Source organism: Lyngbya aestuarii BL J (assembly GCF_000478195.2).
Lineage (GTDB): Bacteria > Cyanobacteriota > Cyanobacteriia > Cyanobacteriales > Microcoleaceae > Capilliphycus > Capilliphycus aestuarii.
This window is the reverse complement of sequence record NZ_AUZM01000054.1, coordinates 24230-41177: the sequence shown is the minus strand read 5'-3', so window position 1 is coordinate 41177 and position 16948 is coordinate 24230. Positions and strand designations below refer to the sequence as shown.

Annotated in this window: 20 protein-coding genes; 5 read left to right on the top strand and 15 right to left on the bottom strand. The window is 41.7% G+C overall.

The window, feature by feature from the left end:
- Positions 1 to 158: 158 nt before the first annotated feature.
- From M595_RS19920 to M595_RS19900, 6 genes are all read right to left on the bottom strand, one after another.
- On the bottom strand, positions 159 to 1214 hold the full coding sequence (locus M595_RS19920) for a M42 family metallopeptidase (protein ID WP_023068217.1): 1056 nt from the start codon (positions 1212 to 1214) through the stop codon (positions 159 to 161).
- 144 nt (positions 1215 to 1358) lie between these two features.
- Entirely contained in the window at positions 1359 to 1541 is a 183-nt protein-coding gene (locus M595_RS30705; RefSeq protein ID WP_023068194.1) for a hypothetical protein, read from the bottom strand.
- A gap of 44 nt (positions 1542 to 1585) precedes the next feature.
- Positions 1586 to 2980: an S-layer homology domain-containing protein gene (locus M595_RS19915; RefSeq protein ID WP_023068215.1), complete on the bottom strand. Its 1395-nt coding sequence runs from the start codon at positions 2978 to 2980 to the stop codon at positions 1586 to 1588.
- Between the two features lie 101 nt (positions 2981 to 3081).
- Entirely contained in the window at positions 3082 to 3765 is a 684-nt protein-coding gene (locus tag M595_RS19910; protein ID WP_023068200.1) for an SDR family oxidoreductase, read from the bottom strand.
- 45 nt (positions 3766 to 3810) lie between these two features.
- On the bottom strand, positions 3811 to 5019 hold the full coding sequence (gene bioF, locus M595_RS19905) for an 8-amino-7-oxononanoate synthase (protein WP_023068222.1): 1209 nt from the start codon (positions 5017 to 5019) through the stop codon (positions 3811 to 3813).
- On the bottom strand, positions 5019 to 5252 hold the full coding sequence (locus M595_RS19900) for a hypothetical protein (protein WP_023068186.1): 234 nt from the start codon (positions 5250 to 5252) through the stop codon (positions 5019 to 5021). The genes bioF and M595_RS19900 overlap by 1 nt, the downstream gene beginning before the upstream one ends.
- A 21-nt stretch (positions 5253 to 5273) precedes the next feature.
- Between M595_RS19900 and M595_RS33105 the strand changes: the two genes are divergently transcribed.
- Positions 5274 to 5612: a metallothionein gene (locus tag M595_RS33105; RefSeq protein ID WP_023068212.1), complete on the top strand. Its 339-nt coding sequence runs from the start codon at positions 5274 to 5276 to the stop codon at positions 5610 to 5612.
- A gap of 91 nt (positions 5613 to 5703) precedes the next feature.
- On the opposite strand, the gene M595_RS19890 is transcribed toward M595_RS33105, so the two are convergent.
- The 3 genes from M595_RS19890 to M595_RS19880 form a co-directional block, all read right to left on the bottom strand.
- Positions 5704 to 6690 (bottom strand): hypothetical protein, encoded by a 987-nt coding sequence (locus tag M595_RS19890; protein ID WP_023068179.1) that lies wholly within the window; start codon positions 6688 to 6690, stop codon positions 5704 to 5706.
- Between the two features lie 238 nt (positions 6691 to 6928).
- On the bottom strand, positions 6929 to 7090 hold the full coding sequence (locus tag M595_RS19885) for a type II toxin-antitoxin system HicA family toxin (protein ID WP_023068197.1): 162 nt from the start codon (positions 7088 to 7090) through the stop codon (positions 6929 to 6931).
- Positions 7083 to 7349, bottom strand: coding sequence for a type II toxin-antitoxin system HicB family antitoxin (locus M595_RS19880; RefSeq protein ID WP_023068192.1), 267 nt, complete (start codon positions 7347 to 7349; stop codon positions 7083 to 7085). The genes M595_RS19885 and M595_RS19880 overlap by 8 nt, the downstream gene beginning before the upstream one ends.
- 214 nt (positions 7350 to 7563) lie before the next feature.
- On the opposite strand from M595_RS19880, the gene M595_RS31890 reads away from it, so the two are divergent.
- Entirely contained in the window at positions 7564 to 7815 is a 252-nt protein-coding gene (locus M595_RS31890; protein ID WP_023068211.1) for a hypothetical protein, read from the top strand.
- Positions 7815 to 8201 carry a type II toxin-antitoxin system VapC family toxin gene (locus M595_RS19870; RefSeq protein ID WP_023068196.1) on the top strand — a complete coding sequence of 129 codons (387 nt, stop codon included), beginning with the start codon at positions 7815 to 7817 and terminating at the stop codon, positions 8199 to 8201. The genes M595_RS31890 and M595_RS19870 overlap by 1 nt, the downstream gene beginning before the upstream one ends.
- Positions 8202 to 8218: 17 nt before the next feature.
- Here the strand turns inward: M595_RS19870 and M595_RS19865 are convergent, their stop codons facing one another.
- Together M595_RS19865 and M595_RS19860 are read right to left on the bottom strand one after the other, a co-directional pair.
- Positions 8219 to 10627: a Calx-beta domain-containing protein gene (locus M595_RS19865; RefSeq protein WP_023068201.1), complete on the bottom strand. Its 2409-nt coding sequence runs from the start codon at positions 10625 to 10627 to the stop codon at positions 8219 to 8221.
- Positions 10605 to 11309, bottom strand: coding sequence for a polysaccharide deacetylase family protein (locus M595_RS19860; protein ID WP_023068213.1), 705 nt, complete (start codon positions 11307 to 11309; stop codon positions 10605 to 10607). Before M595_RS19860 ends, M595_RS19865 begins: the two co-directional genes overlap by 23 nt.
- A gap of 216 nt (positions 11310 to 11525) precedes the next feature.
- Here M595_RS19860 and M595_RS19855 point away from each other — a divergent pair, with 216 nt between their 5' ends.
- Positions 11526 to 12767, top strand: a complete 1242-nt coding sequence (locus tag M595_RS19855) for a BaiN/RdsA family NAD(P)/FAD-dependent oxidoreductase (RefSeq protein ID WP_023068208.1) — start codon at positions 11526 to 11528, stop codon at positions 12765 to 12767.
- A 3-nt stretch (positions 12768 to 12770) separates the two neighbouring features.
- Here M595_RS19855 and M595_RS19850 read toward each other — a convergent pair whose 3' ends face one another.
- Genes M595_RS19850 through M595_RS19840 form a run of 3 tightly spaced genes read right to left on the bottom strand, consistent with a single transcriptional unit; the run spans position 12771 to position 15005 of the window.
- Positions 12771 to 13520, bottom strand: coding sequence for an HAD family hydrolase (locus M595_RS19850; RefSeq protein ID WP_023068183.1), 750 nt, complete (start codon positions 13518 to 13520; stop codon positions 12771 to 12773).
- A 21-nt stretch (positions 13521 to 13541) separates the two neighbouring features.
- On the bottom strand, positions 13542 to 13733 hold the full coding sequence (locus M595_RS19845; protein ID WP_023068214.1) for a hypothetical protein: 192 nt from the start codon (positions 13731 to 13733) through the stop codon (positions 13542 to 13544).
- A 15-nt stretch (positions 13734 to 13748) separates the two neighbouring features.
- The gene (locus M595_RS19840; protein WP_023068220.1) at positions 13749 to 15005 is read right to left on the bottom strand and encodes an MFS transporter; all 1257 of its coding nucleotides are present in this window, start codon (positions 15003 to 15005) and stop codon (positions 13749 to 13751) included.
- Between the two features lie 70 nt (positions 15006 to 15075).
- On the opposite strand from M595_RS19840, the gene ruvA reads away from it, so the two are divergent.
- Positions 15076 to 15711: a Holliday junction branch migration protein RuvA gene (ruvA, locus tag M595_RS19835; protein WP_023068218.1), complete on the top strand. Its 636-nt coding sequence runs from the start codon at positions 15076 to 15078 to the stop codon at positions 15709 to 15711.
- Between the two features lie 358 nt (positions 15712 to 16069).
- Here the strand turns inward: ruvA and M595_RS19830 are convergent, their stop codons facing one another.
- Positions 16070 to 16876, bottom strand: coding sequence for an exosortase-dependent surface protein XDP2 (locus M595_RS19830; protein ID WP_023068219.1), 807 nt, complete (start codon positions 16874 to 16876; stop codon positions 16070 to 16072).
- Between the last annotated feature and the right edge of the window lie 72 nt (positions 16877 to 16948).

The window sequence follows — 16948 nt, the reverse complement described above, 5'->3', positions numbered from 1 at the left end:
GGGAATTCGAATCCCTGTCGCCTCCGTGAAAGGGAGGTGTCCTAGGCCTCTAGACGATGGGGGCAAGTTGTGTGTCCAGCATTTTTCGCCTTTCACCTTTACTACTATAAATAGAATATTTTGCTCTGTCAACCCCAAGCTTCAATTTTTTTTGGAGACTAATGAGGAAATTCGCTAAAACTCCCTTGACAGTATGCTTCTAGGATTTGAACGCAGTTGACAATGGCACCTAAATGGGCGATTTCATAGCCGTGAGTATTTTGAGTGGGGAAGCCTAAACAAGCCCCTCTGGCTACATGACCCATTTTCATCGCAATAGACGCATCACTCCCAAACCCACTGAGAAGGGTTAACTGGAGGGGAATATCTACCGCTTTTGCGGCTTGGCGTAGTTCTCCATTCAAGCCTTCATCATAAATTCCGTAGGCGTCTTGAGACAACAGTACGGGGGCTTCGCCGTCTTCAACGGGATATTCGGGGGCGAGAGGACAAATTTCTAAGGCAATTAACGCTTCTAAGGGTTGGCGTTGAGTAAAGTATAACGCCCCTATCGCGCCGACTTCTTCTTTGGCGGAGGCGACTAAATAAACATCAAAGGGAGGATTTTTAACTGTTTCTGCTAAGGCTAATAAAATGGCAATGGAGGCTTTATTATCGAGGGTATAGCTACCGATATAATCTTTGATTCTAATCGGTTTTTTGCGATGTTTCCCGACAACCATTCGGGTTCCGGGGCGAACTCCTGCGGCTTCTAATTCTTCAAGGGTACATTTGGTTTCTATCCAAACATTTTCCCACTTTAACGCTTTGTTTTCTTGCTGAACTTTTTGTGGAGATTCGTGAGAAATATGACGAGAACCAAAACTTAGGATACCCGGAATGGTTTGATGATCTCCGAGTAAGTCAACGACACCTTCTCCATAAACCCAAGGGAAAGAACCGCCTAATTTACGAACTTCGACTTTTCCGGCGACTCCGACTGTTTTAACAATCGCCCCAATTTCGTCTTTATGGGCGGTAATTGCGATCGCCCGTTGGCTATCTTTACCGACAATTTTAGCGATAATATTATCGGCGTTATCGCGCCAAACTTCAACCCCTAACTGTTGAAAGCGTTGAATTAAAGCTTGATTGATTTCACATTCTGCCCCACTGGGAGAATGATTTAAAACTAATTCCTCTATCGTATTAAATAGGCGATCAAAATCCCACATACATCAATTCAGTTGGTTGTTGTGCTTTAGCACATTCTATCAATTAATGAAGATAAATGGGGGAATAAAAACTCAGTTTTTGTGAGAAACCAGGTTTTCAGACTATCAAATTTTAGTCAAATTCGTAGTTCTGCTTAAACGCATTTATGAATACTCCAAAAACAAGTTAACGATAACTTTTTGCTGAGTTTTCAACCTCCTAGAGTAAGAACTATCTAACTTTTTGTTCAACTTTTCAGCATACTTAAAAATTGCCATTAGAAAAAACACCACATAAGGCAAAACCAGAATTCGACTTAGCGATCGCAGACGACGACGGTTAAACATTTATCCTTCAATTTCTCACAACTTTGATTTTTGAGGATAACAGCTTAATCGCCAGTATTTCCACTCTCTTGAGTTTGATTTTGGGCTTGTAAAACTTCTTGGGCGGAAATTCCATCCCCTTGAAATCCAAAATACCACAAAGCAGAAGCGGCTTCGGCGCGAGTGACAGATTTTTTCGGTTGAAATAATGTTGTAAACCCAAACACTCGACGAATATTAGCGTTGTCACCATTATCAAAATCGGCTAGAATTGCCCGCAACGAATTCGAGTCAATTTTAGCGGTATCTTGGAAACCCCACCGTTCCTGAACAGCATCTACAGTGGCTTTGGGTAAGGCTTGACGGGTATCTAACGGAACTTTCCACAAAATCAGATCTTCGCGAGTTAGGGGGGCATCTGGGCGAAATTGAACCGCAGCGCTATCTCCTGACAATGAACTTGAGATTAAACCCGCTTCGGCTAGCCCTTGAATTTCAGGAAAGTAAGGATGGGTTGTCGGTACATCACTAAAAACAGGTTGATCGGAAGGAACTCCCAGACGAATTTGTTTGGCGGGTGTATTCGAGTAAAAGTTGTTATTGGCATTGACTAACCATCGCGCAAACTCGCCTCGAGTGATGGTACTGTTGGGGTTTGTGATAATTTGATCGCTGTTGCTGGGGTTGGTTGTGCGTCCCGGTGAAGATTGCAACACACCTAATTTTGACACATCACTGACAAATTCTCGCAATTCTTGAGGAACAGTATCGAGTGCGGGAGAGGAGTTAGAGGCTTGGGCTGAGGGTGTAGGTGTGGGTGTTGGGGAAGTCGTCGGAGTCGGAGAAATATTGACGGTGGGCGAGTCTGTGGGTGTCGGGGAAGTCGTCGGTGTGTCGTTAGACGTCAGAGGTGGAGGGGGAGGAAGGGGAATGGTTGAAATAGATTTATCGCTGTCAGTGTTTTTGGCAATATTTTCATTTTCGCTATCTTGAATATAACGAATTTCAAAGTCAGTTTCGCTACTAGAGATTGAATTGGGTTTGAGGGAAAGAGTGACTTGTAGGTTGTCTTTACGGGCGACAAATGAACCTTCCCCCTCGGAATTTTGACGTTCAACAATTTGCCAATCTTGGGCGTTCAATTCTTGTTGATAATAGTTTTCGACTAAATTAATTGGATCGCTGGTTTTCCAATGCGTGATCACATCTACTTCTGTCTCTTTTTCAGAGGCAGTAACATCCCGTAATTTAGCATTGGGATAAAGGGGAATTTGTGACGGAAAATTTTCAGGTAGCTGAACGAATGTTTGATCAGGATTCTTGGAATTAGACTGACCAAATGGGGGATTATTTTGCAGTTGAGGATCGGGTTTAAATGCCTCTTCTAGTGAAGAATTGGCACAGGCGTTTAAAGAAGCGATCGCGATCGCGCTTACAGCTATCTGAACGAAACGTTTCACGGGTTTATAGTTGAGGTTGAGGAGAGAACAGAGTTGAGATTCTGGGTGGGTTTTGACAACCTAAGCAGAGTCTATTTGCTTAAGTATAAACTTCACTTTAATTATACCGGAACGCTGACCGGAACTCCATTTTCTTTGGTCGAAAGCTTCAAAATAAAAGGAACGGCTTTTTTCACCCAAACATTTAAGGGAGTGTAGGACGCGGCATCTTCACCATAGCAAACTTCCAGCATATCGGTGTGAATAATTCCCGGACTCAAAGGAATAGCAGCTAAACCGGGAGGTAACTCTTGGGCGAGGGCTTGCGTCAATCCTTCAATTGCCCATTTTGATGCACAATAGGGGGCGACTTGTGGCGAGGTTGAACGTCCCCAACCTGAACTTAAGTTAATCACAATTCCCTGTTTTCTGGCAATCATCGCAGGTAAAACATGACGAATCACGTGGGTGACTCCTTTTATATTAACATCAATCAGTTGGGAAAATTCTTCACTGGGAACTTCCCAAAGGGGGGCTAAATTATTCACTAAAGCTGCATTATTAATCAAAATATCTGGGGCTGAAACTTTCGATAAAAACTCTTTTGCCCAGGTTTTGACTTGATTTTCATCGGTCACATCAACGACGGTAAAATGATGAGGTTTACCATATTTTTGATTCAGTTCTTTGATGGCTTCTCGCGATCGCGCACAACCAATCACGGTATGTCCTAACTCAATAAAATCTTCGGTCATTGCTTGACCTAAACCTCGACTGACCCCAGTGATTACAATTATTTTAGTCATTTTTACCCTGATAAACTATAGTTTAAAGTTGCTCTTTGAATCCATTCAACAGACTTTTTCTTCGGTTAATATTGAAAATAATACATCAACCAACTTTTGTAAATGATGGACATTATGAGTTGCCATGAGTGTGATTCTAATTCGGCTGGTGCTGACGGTGGGCGGACGAATAGCCGGGGCAAAAATCTTTTGTGCTTTTAATTGTTGTCCGACATTTAACGCAGTTGTTGCATTAGGCAGGTGAACACAGAAAATCGGAGAATGAAAACTTGACCAAGACTCAACAAAGTGATCTGGAGTTGTTGTTTTTCCTTGCTTTTCTTGCAAGAACTGTTTAAGTGTATTTATATTATGCCATAATTGACTCCGACGTTGGGGTTGTTGCTGCACTATTTTCACCGCTTCTAGGGCGGCGGCGGTATCAGCAGGGGTTAATCCTGTAGTATAGATCCAACTGGGAGAACGGTTTCGCAAAAAATCAATTAAAGTTGCACTTCCCGCCACATATCCGCCCAGACTTCCTAAAGCTTTGCTGAGGGTTCCCATTTGAATTAACGGTTGTCCGGTACAGCCAAAATATTCGACACAACCTGCCCCAGTTTTGCCTAAAATCCCCGTTGCGTGGGCTTCATCAACGAGTAGCATACAGTTAAATTCTGTTGCTAATTCTAATAATTCTGGTAAACAACATAAGTCCCCATCCATGCTAAATACACTATCGGTAATGATTAAAGTTTTCCGATATTGATGGCGGTGTTGTTGCAGAATTTGGCTCAGTTCTTCGGTATTATTGTGATAATATTCAAGAATTGTTGCACCACTGACTTTAGCACCATTTTTGAGGCTAGAATGATTGTATCGATCTGATAAAATTAAGTCCCGTCTACCAACTAACGCTGAAATTGTCCCTAAATTGGCTAAATAACCGGAACTAAAAACAAGGGCATCTTCTGTTTGTTTCAGACGGGCAATGGCTAATTCTAATTCTCGATGAAGGTGGCGGTGTCCGGTGAGTAAACGAGAACCTGTTGTTCCGGTTCCAAATTTTTTTGTGGCTGCAATGGCGGCGTTAATTAATCGTTGTTCTCCGGCTAATCCTAAATAATCGTTACTGGCAAAATTGATCAGTTTTTGCCCGTCTAAAGTGATTATTGGCCCCGGTAAACTTTCGAGGGTTTGTACACTGCGATACCAGTCCGCCCGGTGAATGGTTTCAAGCGATCGCTCTATCCAAGTATAAGCATCTGTTGACATTATTCAGACTCAGAATCTAGATCAATTTGTTCAGGATCTCGTATTTCAGCACTATTACCCCGAACAGGCGGGAGTTTCTCCACTAACCCCATATCAAAGGCAATATCAGGTAATTCCCCGGCGATATATTTGCCCGGTTGATACACACGACTAGGAGTAAAACAGGTTTGTCGAAGTTCAACGACTTCACCTGCATCAAACATTCCTCGAAAGAGTCTGCGTTCAATTCCCATCTATCAATCCCTGCCCGACAAGTGACTCGATTTTCTCACTTTAACATTACAACTAAAAACTCTGGATTTGAACTAGCTTTTTTTTATATTCTCACTGGGTTCGGGGAAATTTATAAAGAAAAGTTAAAACTATATCTGAATATCTGTTCAGATGTTAAATTAAAAATAGAAGCTCACCCGGAGAATATCGCGATGTCTGCTGTTACTCAAATGAAATGCGCCTGTGAATCTTGTCTGTGCGTTGTTTCCTTAGAAAATGCCATCAAGAAAGACGGCAAACCCTACTGTTCAGAAGCCTGTGCCAACGGCCATCCCAGCGGTTCCGGCTGCGGTCATACAGGTTGCACCTGCGGTTCATAACAAATTCCTGACAGTTATCAGTCAATAGAAAGCCGGGAACAGCAAAAAAACCGATAACTGTTCACGGAAAAAACGGGTCACTGATAACTGTTCACAGGTCACTCTTTAGCACACCATTTTGACAAATATTATCTAAATTTGCACCCAAAGCACAAGCGTGTTCTGCCATCGCCCAAGCAATCGCATCAAACAATGGTGTCGCCCACACACGCCCTGCTTGAATTGATCCGGCTTTTTGAACAATCTCAACAGCTTGTGCAACTTCAATAATGGCAACATTAGGATTATATTCTGCGGCGCGTTCAATCATCGGATGCCAAGCCAGAGAATGCCCTTCTTTATTGCTTTGTCCGCCCCTCACTCTCGGCCCAATATTGTAGAGTTGTTGTTGTTGGTAAAAAGGCATAATTCTCGATTGAATCCGATATTCCCACCACAAATCTCGTGAATGTAAACCTGTTACCAACATTTGCGCCCCCGGACGTGGATTGGCAGCATTAGCAACATGAGCATCAGCCGTTAATACAATTGTTTGAACATGGGAATTACCTTTATGAACCCCTGCAATAAAATGTTCTAAAGCTTGAAAACCGTTGAGATTTTCACCATACATTTGAATAGTGGGCGTTAATACATAAAACCCCAATGCTTCTAAGCGTCGCTTCATTTCAATCACAGTAATTGTATTCCAAACTCGACCAATTGGAACTCCATTAACTGATGCTCCCGGTTGCATACCATTCGCAGTATATTGAATGGGTAAAATGGCGATGGGTTTGTCAGTATCAATGTGTATTGGGGCGACGTCAGCGTGTGTCCAGTTGCGTCCGGTGTAGTTGTATTTAACTTGATAGATGCCTTGTCCGGCTTGGTATTGATAAAAGCGACCATCGGGTATAATGGCAACGGTTTCGGTGTAATTAGAAGTGTCGGTTTTTTGGGGTTTATCGAGGGGTAAAGATTGCCGACAACGTGAGTTGAGATAAACTCGTGAGGAGGTGCAGTTGTCTGCGGCTTGGGCGGGTGAGAGGGCGGAAATTGTGATTATTGCCGAACACAGTGCAATCTTTAATTTCATCTGGCTTGGATTGGAGTTTAGAGATTATTTCATTCAATAACGCTCCACTTTACCAAAAATCAGGGGAATTGCAATGGGAAATTAAAATTACTGTTTAAAAATTCTAGTGATCTGAACAGGACTCAATTTAATTTACGAGGAAAAACCCAAAGCGATAAAATTATTTTATTAACTGTTCAATTTCTTCATCAGTCAAACCAAATTGTCTAAAAATCCTTAACACATAAGCGGGAGACATTTATTTAGCTCCCATATCTATCGGCACAATTCTTTTTATTGCTTCCAACTCCCGAATGTATAAACGATGATCTCCTTTTCCCTCTCGATAAAATTGACACCCAGCTTGTTCTAAAATTTTAATGAGTTGTTTAGGCTTGAGGGCGGGTATGTTTTTAGGCATAAACTTTCCTCAATTCATAAATCTCTGTTGCTGGTTCTGTGTCTTCAATTGTCAAAAATTCATGTAATTCTTGAATAGAAACTGGAGAAGAATAAACATGATTTTCAGATTGACTAGCTTCTTCAAAAGACGCGATTGCCTCTTTGAGTTTATCAATCGCTTCTTGTGGTGTTTCTCCTTGTCCGACTAAGCCATTTTCTAGTGATAGCGAAACCCAATAATCTTGGCTTTGTCTCAAAACTACAGTATAAAATTTCATGGTCTTTGAGGGTATTTTTGTGGCAGTTTAACTAAAAATTAGGGGGTTTAACTATTTTATCTAAGTTATAACATAATTTCAAATCAACGGAGTTTTTGCGAGAATTCAGGCATCTTCACCGAAATTTAACGAAAAAACGGGGTTTGCGATCGCCAGGTTTGGATATAATTGAACCGGATTCTTATATGAAAACAAAGGCGAGAGTGAAAATCTGATGTATTATGATAGACATAGTGATTCCCCAAAAGAAATGACTCTGTTGGAAACTATCATACAGGAACTTTCATCAGCACCAGAACCATTGCTTCTAGAAGTCTTGAACTTTCTCAAGTCTGCTAAAAATGACAGGCTTTTAGTCTCCGAATCATCCACACCCCGCATTCCAAACCGACATCAAGGAGAAATAGGGATCGGCGATGATTTTAATGATCCTTTACCCGATGAATTCTGGTTGGGTGAAGATTGATGAGAGTTTTGATTGATACTCATGTTTTTATTTGGTGGACAAGCGATGCTCAAAAGCTTTCTTTTCCCGTTTTAAATCTGATCAGCGATCCCAATACAGAAGTTCTTTTAAGTCTTGTTAGTATTTGGGAAATGCAAATTAAGTTATCTTTGGGTAAATTACAGCTTAAAACCGCGTTACCCGAACTGGTAGAAGATGAGCTTCAGCGAAACCGAATTGGCTTATTATCTATTGATTTATCTCATATTTATGCCCTCAGTAATTTGCCCAATCATCACCGAGATCCTTTTGATCGCTTGTTAATAGCTCAAGCTCAAATTGAGGAATTAGTAATTATCAGTATTGATGATAAATTTGATAGTTATGAAGTCGAGCGATTCTGGTAAAATAATAATAAAATAACCTAAACAAACTGATAAACCCGCCCCACATCAACGCCCCCAACGTCATAACCCGGTACGCCCGTGACCCAAGTATTACCGACTGCGGCGACGGACGCCCCGAAGTTCAACACCTCATCCCCGTTGTCGGGAATCGTGTTAATATAAGTATCGAGAAGTTCTCCGGTTCTCAACTGATGCCGGAACACCGCCCCGGACGCCAACGACCCGTAACCGGGAGCGCCGACGAACACGCTGGTATTGACGATATCGATGGCTTCTCCAAAACGGTCAAAGGGTCGCGGTTGAGGATAACTGTAGCTTTGCAACACAGTCCCGGTTATCCCGTCGAACAGAAACGCCGCCCCGGTATCGGTTCCTCGGCTGTCGTCTCCGGGCGCCCCAATTAACACGTCCCGGCCAATATTCGTCCAAGCCAAACCCCTGCCAAAGTCGTCTATTCCGGGGTTGGGGTTGCGAAAAGTTTGCAATAACTCCCCGGTAATACCATCAAATAAATAGGCAACTCCGGGTTTTGTTGCCCCGACTCCCGTTAAACTTCCAGGCGCACCTATCAAGACTTTATCCCCTACTGCGGCGACGGACACCCCAAAATAGGAGTCGGCTTCGGGTTCGGGGTTATTGAAAGTTTGTAGCAATTGTCCGGTATTCCCGTCGAACAAGTAAGCGGTACCAGAACGAGGGGCTAGGGTGTTGGTGGTGGGGGCGCCAATAATAATCGTGTTGCCGATGCTATCGACCGCAAAGCCAAAGTTTTCAAAGGGTTCGGGGGTGGGGTCGCTGAACAGTTGGTAGGCGACTCCGGTTGAACTGCTAAATAGATAAACGACGCCGGCTTGAGGAATAACCGTACTATCTTGGGGGGCGCCAACAACCACATCTGCCCCAAATGCGGCGACACTCCTCCCGAGTTGGGCGTTTCCGGCGGTGGTGGGGAAGGGATGATTAAAAATTTGCAGGGGTTGACCCGTAACGGCATCAAATAAATAAGCTGAACCTTGACTATTATTTTGTCCGGGGGCGCCAACTAATATATTGGTGGTTACTTGTTCGACGGCAAAACCAAAATTAGCGCTGGTTTCAGGGATAGGATGGGGGAGGGTTTGTTGAGGTTGAATTTTGGGTTCATCATCCAATATTTCTAAGGTTGCTTGGTCAGGAATGCCAATGGAAGCTGAACCTGTGGGGTTTTCTAAGTTGAGTTGAACTTGGCGCGGATAGTCAACAATATTGTCGTTATTAATGTTTAATTCAATGGTTTTTGGGGTGGTATCGCCGCTAGCAAAGTTAACAGAAATTGGGGTGGTATCGAGTTCTTCTGGGGTAATAATTCCAACAGGTGTGGGAACTAAAATCACACTGGCGGCACCATCTTCTCCGACGTTACGAGTGACGGTAATGGGGTTAATAGAAGTGCCGTTTTCACTCACAGTAAATTTTGAGGAATTAAAAGAAATAAAACCTGGAATAAAAAAGTTTGAACGGGTGAGTCTATCGGGTTGAACTCGTTGAATTACAGCTAAATATTCACCGTTTGCGGCTTGAATGAGAGTATTATTAGAATCTCGCGGGTCTTCGGTAATATTCAGGCTATTAAAAGGGAAATCTCCGACTAAAGCAATAGTATCTATACCGAGTTGAAAGTCAAAGATAAAGTTGGCATCTTCGGGGCTATTTCCGCCCGTTCCCGGTTCAATAAAAAAGATGTCGTTTCCTTCTCCGCCAATTAAAGTATCTCGTCCTTTATCTCCATAAAGTCGGTCGTCTCCGGCTTCTCCTAAAACCCGGTCATCTCCTGTCCCTCCGAGTATTAAATCGTTATTATCTCCCCCGACTAAAAAATCACTGTCTTGTTCGCCGCGAATGACATCATCTCCTGCTTCTCCGCTAATTCTATCTGCATCTGCACCTCCTAAAATAATATCATTTCCCAGTCCACCTAATAAGATATCTGTTCCTTTTTCACCTTGGATTAAATCATCACCGCTATCCCCATTTAACGTATCAATTCCCTCTCCGCCAAAGAAAACATCATTTCCTTGTCCACCATTAGCTTGATCATTTCCTAGTCCGCCAAAGAATGTATCTTCGCCTAGATTTCCAAATAAAATATCATCATCTCTTTCCCCAAAAATTGAGTCGTTTCCGCTTTCTCCGAATAGGTTATCAATCCCTTGTCCGCCTAATAGGGTATCATCTCCATCTCCCCCGCGTATCAAGTCATTATCTAAATTTCCGCGAATTAATTCGGGGTCAGATGAACCTTGAACCGTATCATCTCCACCTAGAAAAAATACACCTTGAGTAAAGACACCCAATTCTCCCGGTAAGAAAGTGGTATTTTCAGGAAAGTCTGTTCCGACTAAGCGTAATTCTCCGGTTTCGGGGTCAGTTTCGGGTCTTAATACCATCGGTTAAACGGGAAAGTTTCTGTTGCCAAAGCTGATCTATCGTAACAAATTTGTAGCCTTTTTCCAAGAGTTTTGGAATAATTTCTTTTGCACAAGCGGCGACATCCTGGCCCCCGTCGTTGCCATCGTGTAAGACAATTATAGAACCATTTGTTGTTTGTTGAATGACACGATTTGTGACAAGATTAACCCCAGGACGCACCCAATCTTCGGGAACTACAGTCCACATCACAGGACGATATCCCCATTGTTTTAACAGGGTTAAGGTTTTCGGGGTAAAGACTCCGTTGGGCGGACGAACATCGAGTAATCTATTGGGGTTTATATCACAAATATTGAGGATTTCTTGTTTGGTTTTTTCGAGGTCTTGTTTGAGTTGTTCATCGGTCATTTGATGAAACATTTGATGATAATATCCGTGCAAACATATCCAATGACCTCGTTTGTAAATAGCTTTGGCAATTTGAGGATAGTTTTTTACCCAACATCCCAACCAAAAAAAGCTGGCTTTAATTTGATATTGGTCTAAGACTTTTAATAAATCTGAAGTATACACCGGATGCGGCCCATCATCAAAGGTTAGGGCGATTTCGGGTTGATTGATATCTCCTCTCCACAAACAGTTGGGGAAGGCGGTTTTTAAAATGGGATGTAATACGGGAAAAAAAGGTGCAAATTGCATTTTTATTGATTTTGTTGTTGAACTGTTTACAAGTTTAACAATCTTCAGTTAGTATAACATTTTTCAGATAACATGATCGGTTGGTTCGGCAAGAAGGATAAAAATAAGTTGAGTTTGGTATAATCTAATATAGACTTAATTCTAGATGTTTTGTTACACTCAGCATGACATTTTATAAGTTTACAGTCAAATAATGGGGAGGAATTGAGGATTAACTTGTCTAAATTAAATTCTATTAAAGTTGTTGTAATTGGTGGTGGGGCTGCGGGTTTTTTTGGGGCGATAAATTGTGCGAATACTCATCCCCATGCTGAGGTAATTTTACTGGAAGCCGGACAGCAATTTTTAGCCAAAGTTCGTATATCTGGCGGGGGACGTTGTAACGTGACTCATGCTTGTTTTGATTCTGCCCAATTTGTACAAAATTATCCGCGAGGGGGGAAGGCTTTGCGAGGGGCTTTTAGTCGGTTTCAAGCTAAAGATACGGTTGAATGGTTTACGGATAAAGGGGTAACGTTAAAAACCGAAGAAGATGGGCGAATGTTCCCAATTACAGATAATTCTGAAACCATTGTTAACTGTTTAATTGAAACGGCGAAAGCAGCGGGAGTTAAGATTAAAACTCAAGCGAGAGTTACCGAAATAAAATTTGACTCACAAGATGAAAATAATAGCTTTGAAATCACTTTAAAATCCGGTGAAATACTAACTGCTGACCGCTTATTATTAGCCACAGGAAGCAATCCTTTGGGTTATCGTTGGGCGCAACAATTGGGTCATAAAATTATCCCTCCGGTTCCCTCTCTATTTACGTTTAATATTACCGACGAAAGGTTAAAAGATTTGGCGGGAATTTCGGTAAATAATGCTAAAATAAAATTACCTAAAGCCAAACTTGAACAAACGGGGCCATTGCTGATTACCCATTGGGGTTTAAGTGGGCCTGCTGTGTTAAAATTATCGGCTTGGGGGGCGAGATTTTTACAAGATTGTCGTTATCAAACCTCGTTAATTATTAATTGGCTACCTCAATCTAATCCTGAAGTTTTGCGCGAAGAATTATTGGCGGTTAAATCTCAATTACCTCACCGAGTTGTTTCTTCGAGTTGTCCGGTGATGATTCCCCGTAGACTTTGGAAACAGTTAACCCTAGCAGTGGGAATTGATGAACAAAAACGATGGGGCGAAGTCTCCAATAAAGTTCTTAATCAACTCATTCCAGAATTGACTCAAGGAGAATATCAAGTTAATGGTAAAGGAGTGTTTAAAGAAGAATTTGTCACCTGTGGCGGTGTCAGTTTAAAAGAGGTTAATTTTAAAACAATGGAAAGCCGTTGTTGTCCGAATCTTTTTTTTGCGGGTGAAATATTAGATATTGATGGGGTAACGGGTGGGTTTAATTTTCAAAGCGCTTGGACAACAGGTTGGTTAGCAGGTCAAGCCATGGGAAAACCTTAAAAATTAGTCCGTTGATAACTTCTGAAGTTGAGGAATATCGAGATAACTGACCCCTTCTAGTTTACCCGCAAGACAGGTTAAGGGTTTATCGACTTCACCCAAATGATTAACGACTAAAGCAGCATCGGAAAAGTCTTGATTTTGGGTATAGTTATTCACGGTAACAATGGTTTTAAAACCTGCTTTTGTTGCTGCTTTTAACCCCTGATGAGAGTCTTCAAATACCAAACAGTCTTGAGGCGTTAATTCTAATTTTTCTAAGACATAATAATAGATATCGGGGGCGGGTTTTTTGGCGGGGACAATATCTCCGGCGCCGATAACTTCAAACCAGTCGGGGTTAAGGGTTTTTTCGAGTAACGCCATGGCATTGGGTAAGGCGCTGGTTGTCGCAATGGCTAACCGTAACCCGGCGGTTTTAGCTGCTTGAATTAAACGTTTAATACCCGGACGTAAAGGAATAGTACCAGATGCGAGTAAGTCGCGGTAATATTGATTTTTTAGGTGGTGTAAACTGGAGATAAATTCGTCTAAGTTCTCAGGTTTTTCTAAGTGAGGTTGGTATTTTTCTAAATAAAACCGAATCCGTTCTTTTCCTCCTGGAACATCTAAAAGTTCTCCGTACAAATCAACTGACCAATTCCAATCAAGTTTAGCTTCAGCAAAAGCCTGATTAAAAGCGACACGATGTCCGTCTCGTTCCGTTTCAGCTAGGGTTCCATCTACATCAAAAATTAACGCTTTTAAGGTCATGTTATGAGGAAAGATACAAGTTTAAAGCTGAGGTTTAGTGTCTTTATCCGGAATTTCAGGACAAGGTAAATTTTCGGTGAGTTTATAGCCTTGTTGTTCAAAATTCTTCACAAAGTTTTTGGGGTCAGTTTCTTGAGGAGACTGGGGTGATTGTGTAGGCGGGTTTTCTTTTGCGTGTTGTCGCATTTTTTTAAGTTTTGCTTGTCTTCCCATGGGTTAATTCTCCTATTAATGATTGATTTTTTGATGGGTCATCATGCGATTTAAAACTTCTAAGATAATAATCACAATGCTGACACTTCCAACTAATCCTAACCAATAATTATACACGATTTGTGGTGTTTGATCGAGTACCCATCCCCCTAAAGGTGGCCCAATCAAATAACCAATAGCCCAACATTGGGCGTTAACGGCTAAGTAAATTCCCCGTAATGATTCTGGGGCTAAATCTGCAACGAGGGTGGAAGCGGAAGGGGTATAACTCACTGTTGCCATGGCTAACACACCCAATGAAAGACTCGCAAAAATGAGGTTATTTTCCGAGACAATTCCGGTTAAACCAATCAGAAGAAATCCGATTCCCCAAAAACAAGAGGATATCATTAAAGCCTGGGGACGAGTAAACCGACTGAGGAAACTCGCCACCGGAAGCTGACAGAGAATCGATAAGGCGATATATCCCGCAAATAAGTAGCTAATTGTACTCGCAGAAAAACCGTTGTTAACAAATTGATTAAAGTAAAGCGGAATGGTACTATGAATCTGAGAGATATAAACCGTAAACATGATATTGATCAAAACAAATACCAGTAACGTGCGATCACTAATTGCGAGTAACCACTTTTTAGTTGTATTTTGTGATTTTTGATTTTCGTCTAATGAGGGCTTATAGGTTTCTTGAATAGTCTTGAAAATAACAACAAAAAACACGACAAAAGAACAAGCATCAATAATAAATAAAGCCCGATAAGCACCCGTTGTAGAAATAACAACTCCGCCTAAAATAATCCCCAATTGTAAACCAATATTATCCGCTAAACGAGTTAAAGCATAGGCTTGATTGCGGTTATTTCCTGTACTCAAATCCGCGACAACCGCTTCAGTCGCAGGCCAATATAATCCAATCCCTAATCCTAAACATAAATTCCCTAAAACAACTGTGCCAAAATTGTTCGCACCTGCTAAAATAAAAGAAGCGAGCGCGGAAATTAAAGCCGAAAGTAATAAAGTTCGACGCCGACCCCAAACTGGAGAATCAGAAAAAGAACCTCCCAAAATTCGCCCCAAAATCCCCGAAATTTGAGCGCTTCCTAAACCAATTCCTACTGCTGTCGCCGATAAGCCAACTTGGTTGACAAAAAATAGCGGCGCATAGAACAATGTAAAGCCTGTCCCTGTTTGAGAGAGTAACCGCCCAAACGCCAGAATCCAAATTTGGGGATTGAGTGAGGGTAGCCAAGCTAAGATTCGATTTAGGCATCCCATTGTTTAAAATCCCCAGAGTATCATTGCGGGTGATTAATTTTAACATTTTTTGCGACAGGAGACGAGAGCGATGATTGGCTATTTGAAAGGAACAGTTGTAGCGATTCAAAAAAATAGTAACAATCGCGTCATCCTTTTGTTAGAAACAAATAATATCGGATATGAAGTGCAAATTGTCCCCCGAATGATTGCTACATTACCCGCTATTGGTGAGTCAATACAAGTGTTTACTCATTTGCAAGTTCGCGAAGACCAAATGGTTTTATATGGCTTTTCTAGTTTGGCTGAACGGGATTTATTTCGTCAATTAGTGAGTGTTAGCGGGATTGGAACACAATTAGCAATTGCTTTATTAAATACTTTAGAATTAACTGAATTAGTCCAGGCGATTGTGAATGAAAATACAAAAGTATTAGCAAAAACGCCAGGAGTCGGAACTAAAACCGCCCAACGTATTGCATTAGAATTAAAAACAAAACTCGCCCAATGGCGACAAGAAGCAGGACTAACAACCGTTGTCTCCTCTGGACTCACCGTAGAAGTTCAAGAAGAAATTGAAATGACGCTTTTGGCTTTAGGATATACGGGGTCTGAAGTGATGCAAGCCTTAGAAGTATTGAGTCAAGAGCAACAGTTATCTTCACAAACCTCAACGGAAGAATGGATTAAAAGAGCAATTGTTTGGATGGCGCAGGAATTTAAATAAATAATTACAATAAAGAAAGGGAAAGTCTATTTTCCCCTTCTGGTATCCAGATGAACATTAAATTAAACTTGAGGTTATGTAGCCCGATGAAGTGAACATCTAATGATGAGTTGACCTCATTTGTCTCTCTATTTGTCAAAGTTGCCCAGAAATGAGTCGTTGATTAACACCCTGATTTTATGAGCAAAAATAGTTGAATTGATAACTCTGGCTAACGTCGAGATTCTTTTAGAGTTGAGGAGAATACTCTCACAACTGACTGATGTTAAAACATAGACTCATTCAGGAGTAGCACAAACGAGGGTTTTTAGATGTTGTTCACTCCATCAGAGAAATAGAACCGAAGTTGACTTTTCAATTATTTGCTTTTTTGACGACGACGGCTAGCAACAAACGAACCTGCAACCAAACCTAAACCGATAACCGAAGTCGGTTCAGGAACAGAAGCGGGAGTGGCGTCAGTGGTTCCTAAGATTTTCCAGTCAGGGCCATTATAGGAACTACCTTGGCTCATCATCCGATATCCGAAAATCGAGTCATTTGCGCTTAAGCCGAAATCTGCCAAACTTAAACCAATAGAAGCAACTTTTTGAGCGCCACTAATTTCTTTTGTATCAATGCTGTATCCAGCATCCGTCCAATTGTTAGATTTGGGTAGATTGATTAAGTTACCAATCAAATTCCCTTTAGAGTCAATGGCTTGAACATCGAGTTTACTGTTCTTACCCCGTTCCCAAACTAAGATGTTGTCAACCGCTTTGTCGAACATCACATCAATGGCAAAGTTACCGCTATCTTCAGTATCAATAATACTGTTGAGATTGAGGTTTCCAAGGGCTGCAACTGCTCCTGCTTCCGTTAGTTCTTCTTGCTTAAGACCGACCGTGGCTTCGTCTCCCATATCCGCACTGGCAGCCCCACTGTTACCCCCTGTCCATAGGTCATTACTAACAATTTTGGCATCTTTAACAATGGAGAATTCGCTAACGGTTTGTCCGCTAAACTCGATAGACTCTAGCCAAATGTTACCTTTCCACATATCATCTCCAGCTAAGTCTGCGGTGTAGTTGGTTTTGAAGCTAAAACCAGCCGCTTGAGCGGAAGATGCAAAGACTCCAGTCAGGGCGAGGGCGGTGGCAAAGGTTGCAAAGAGTTGAGTTTTCATGGTGATGTTTTTCCTTATGAGATGGTGTGTTTTTTTGAATCAACCCTGAAACTATTGAGTTGTTCAGGCGTT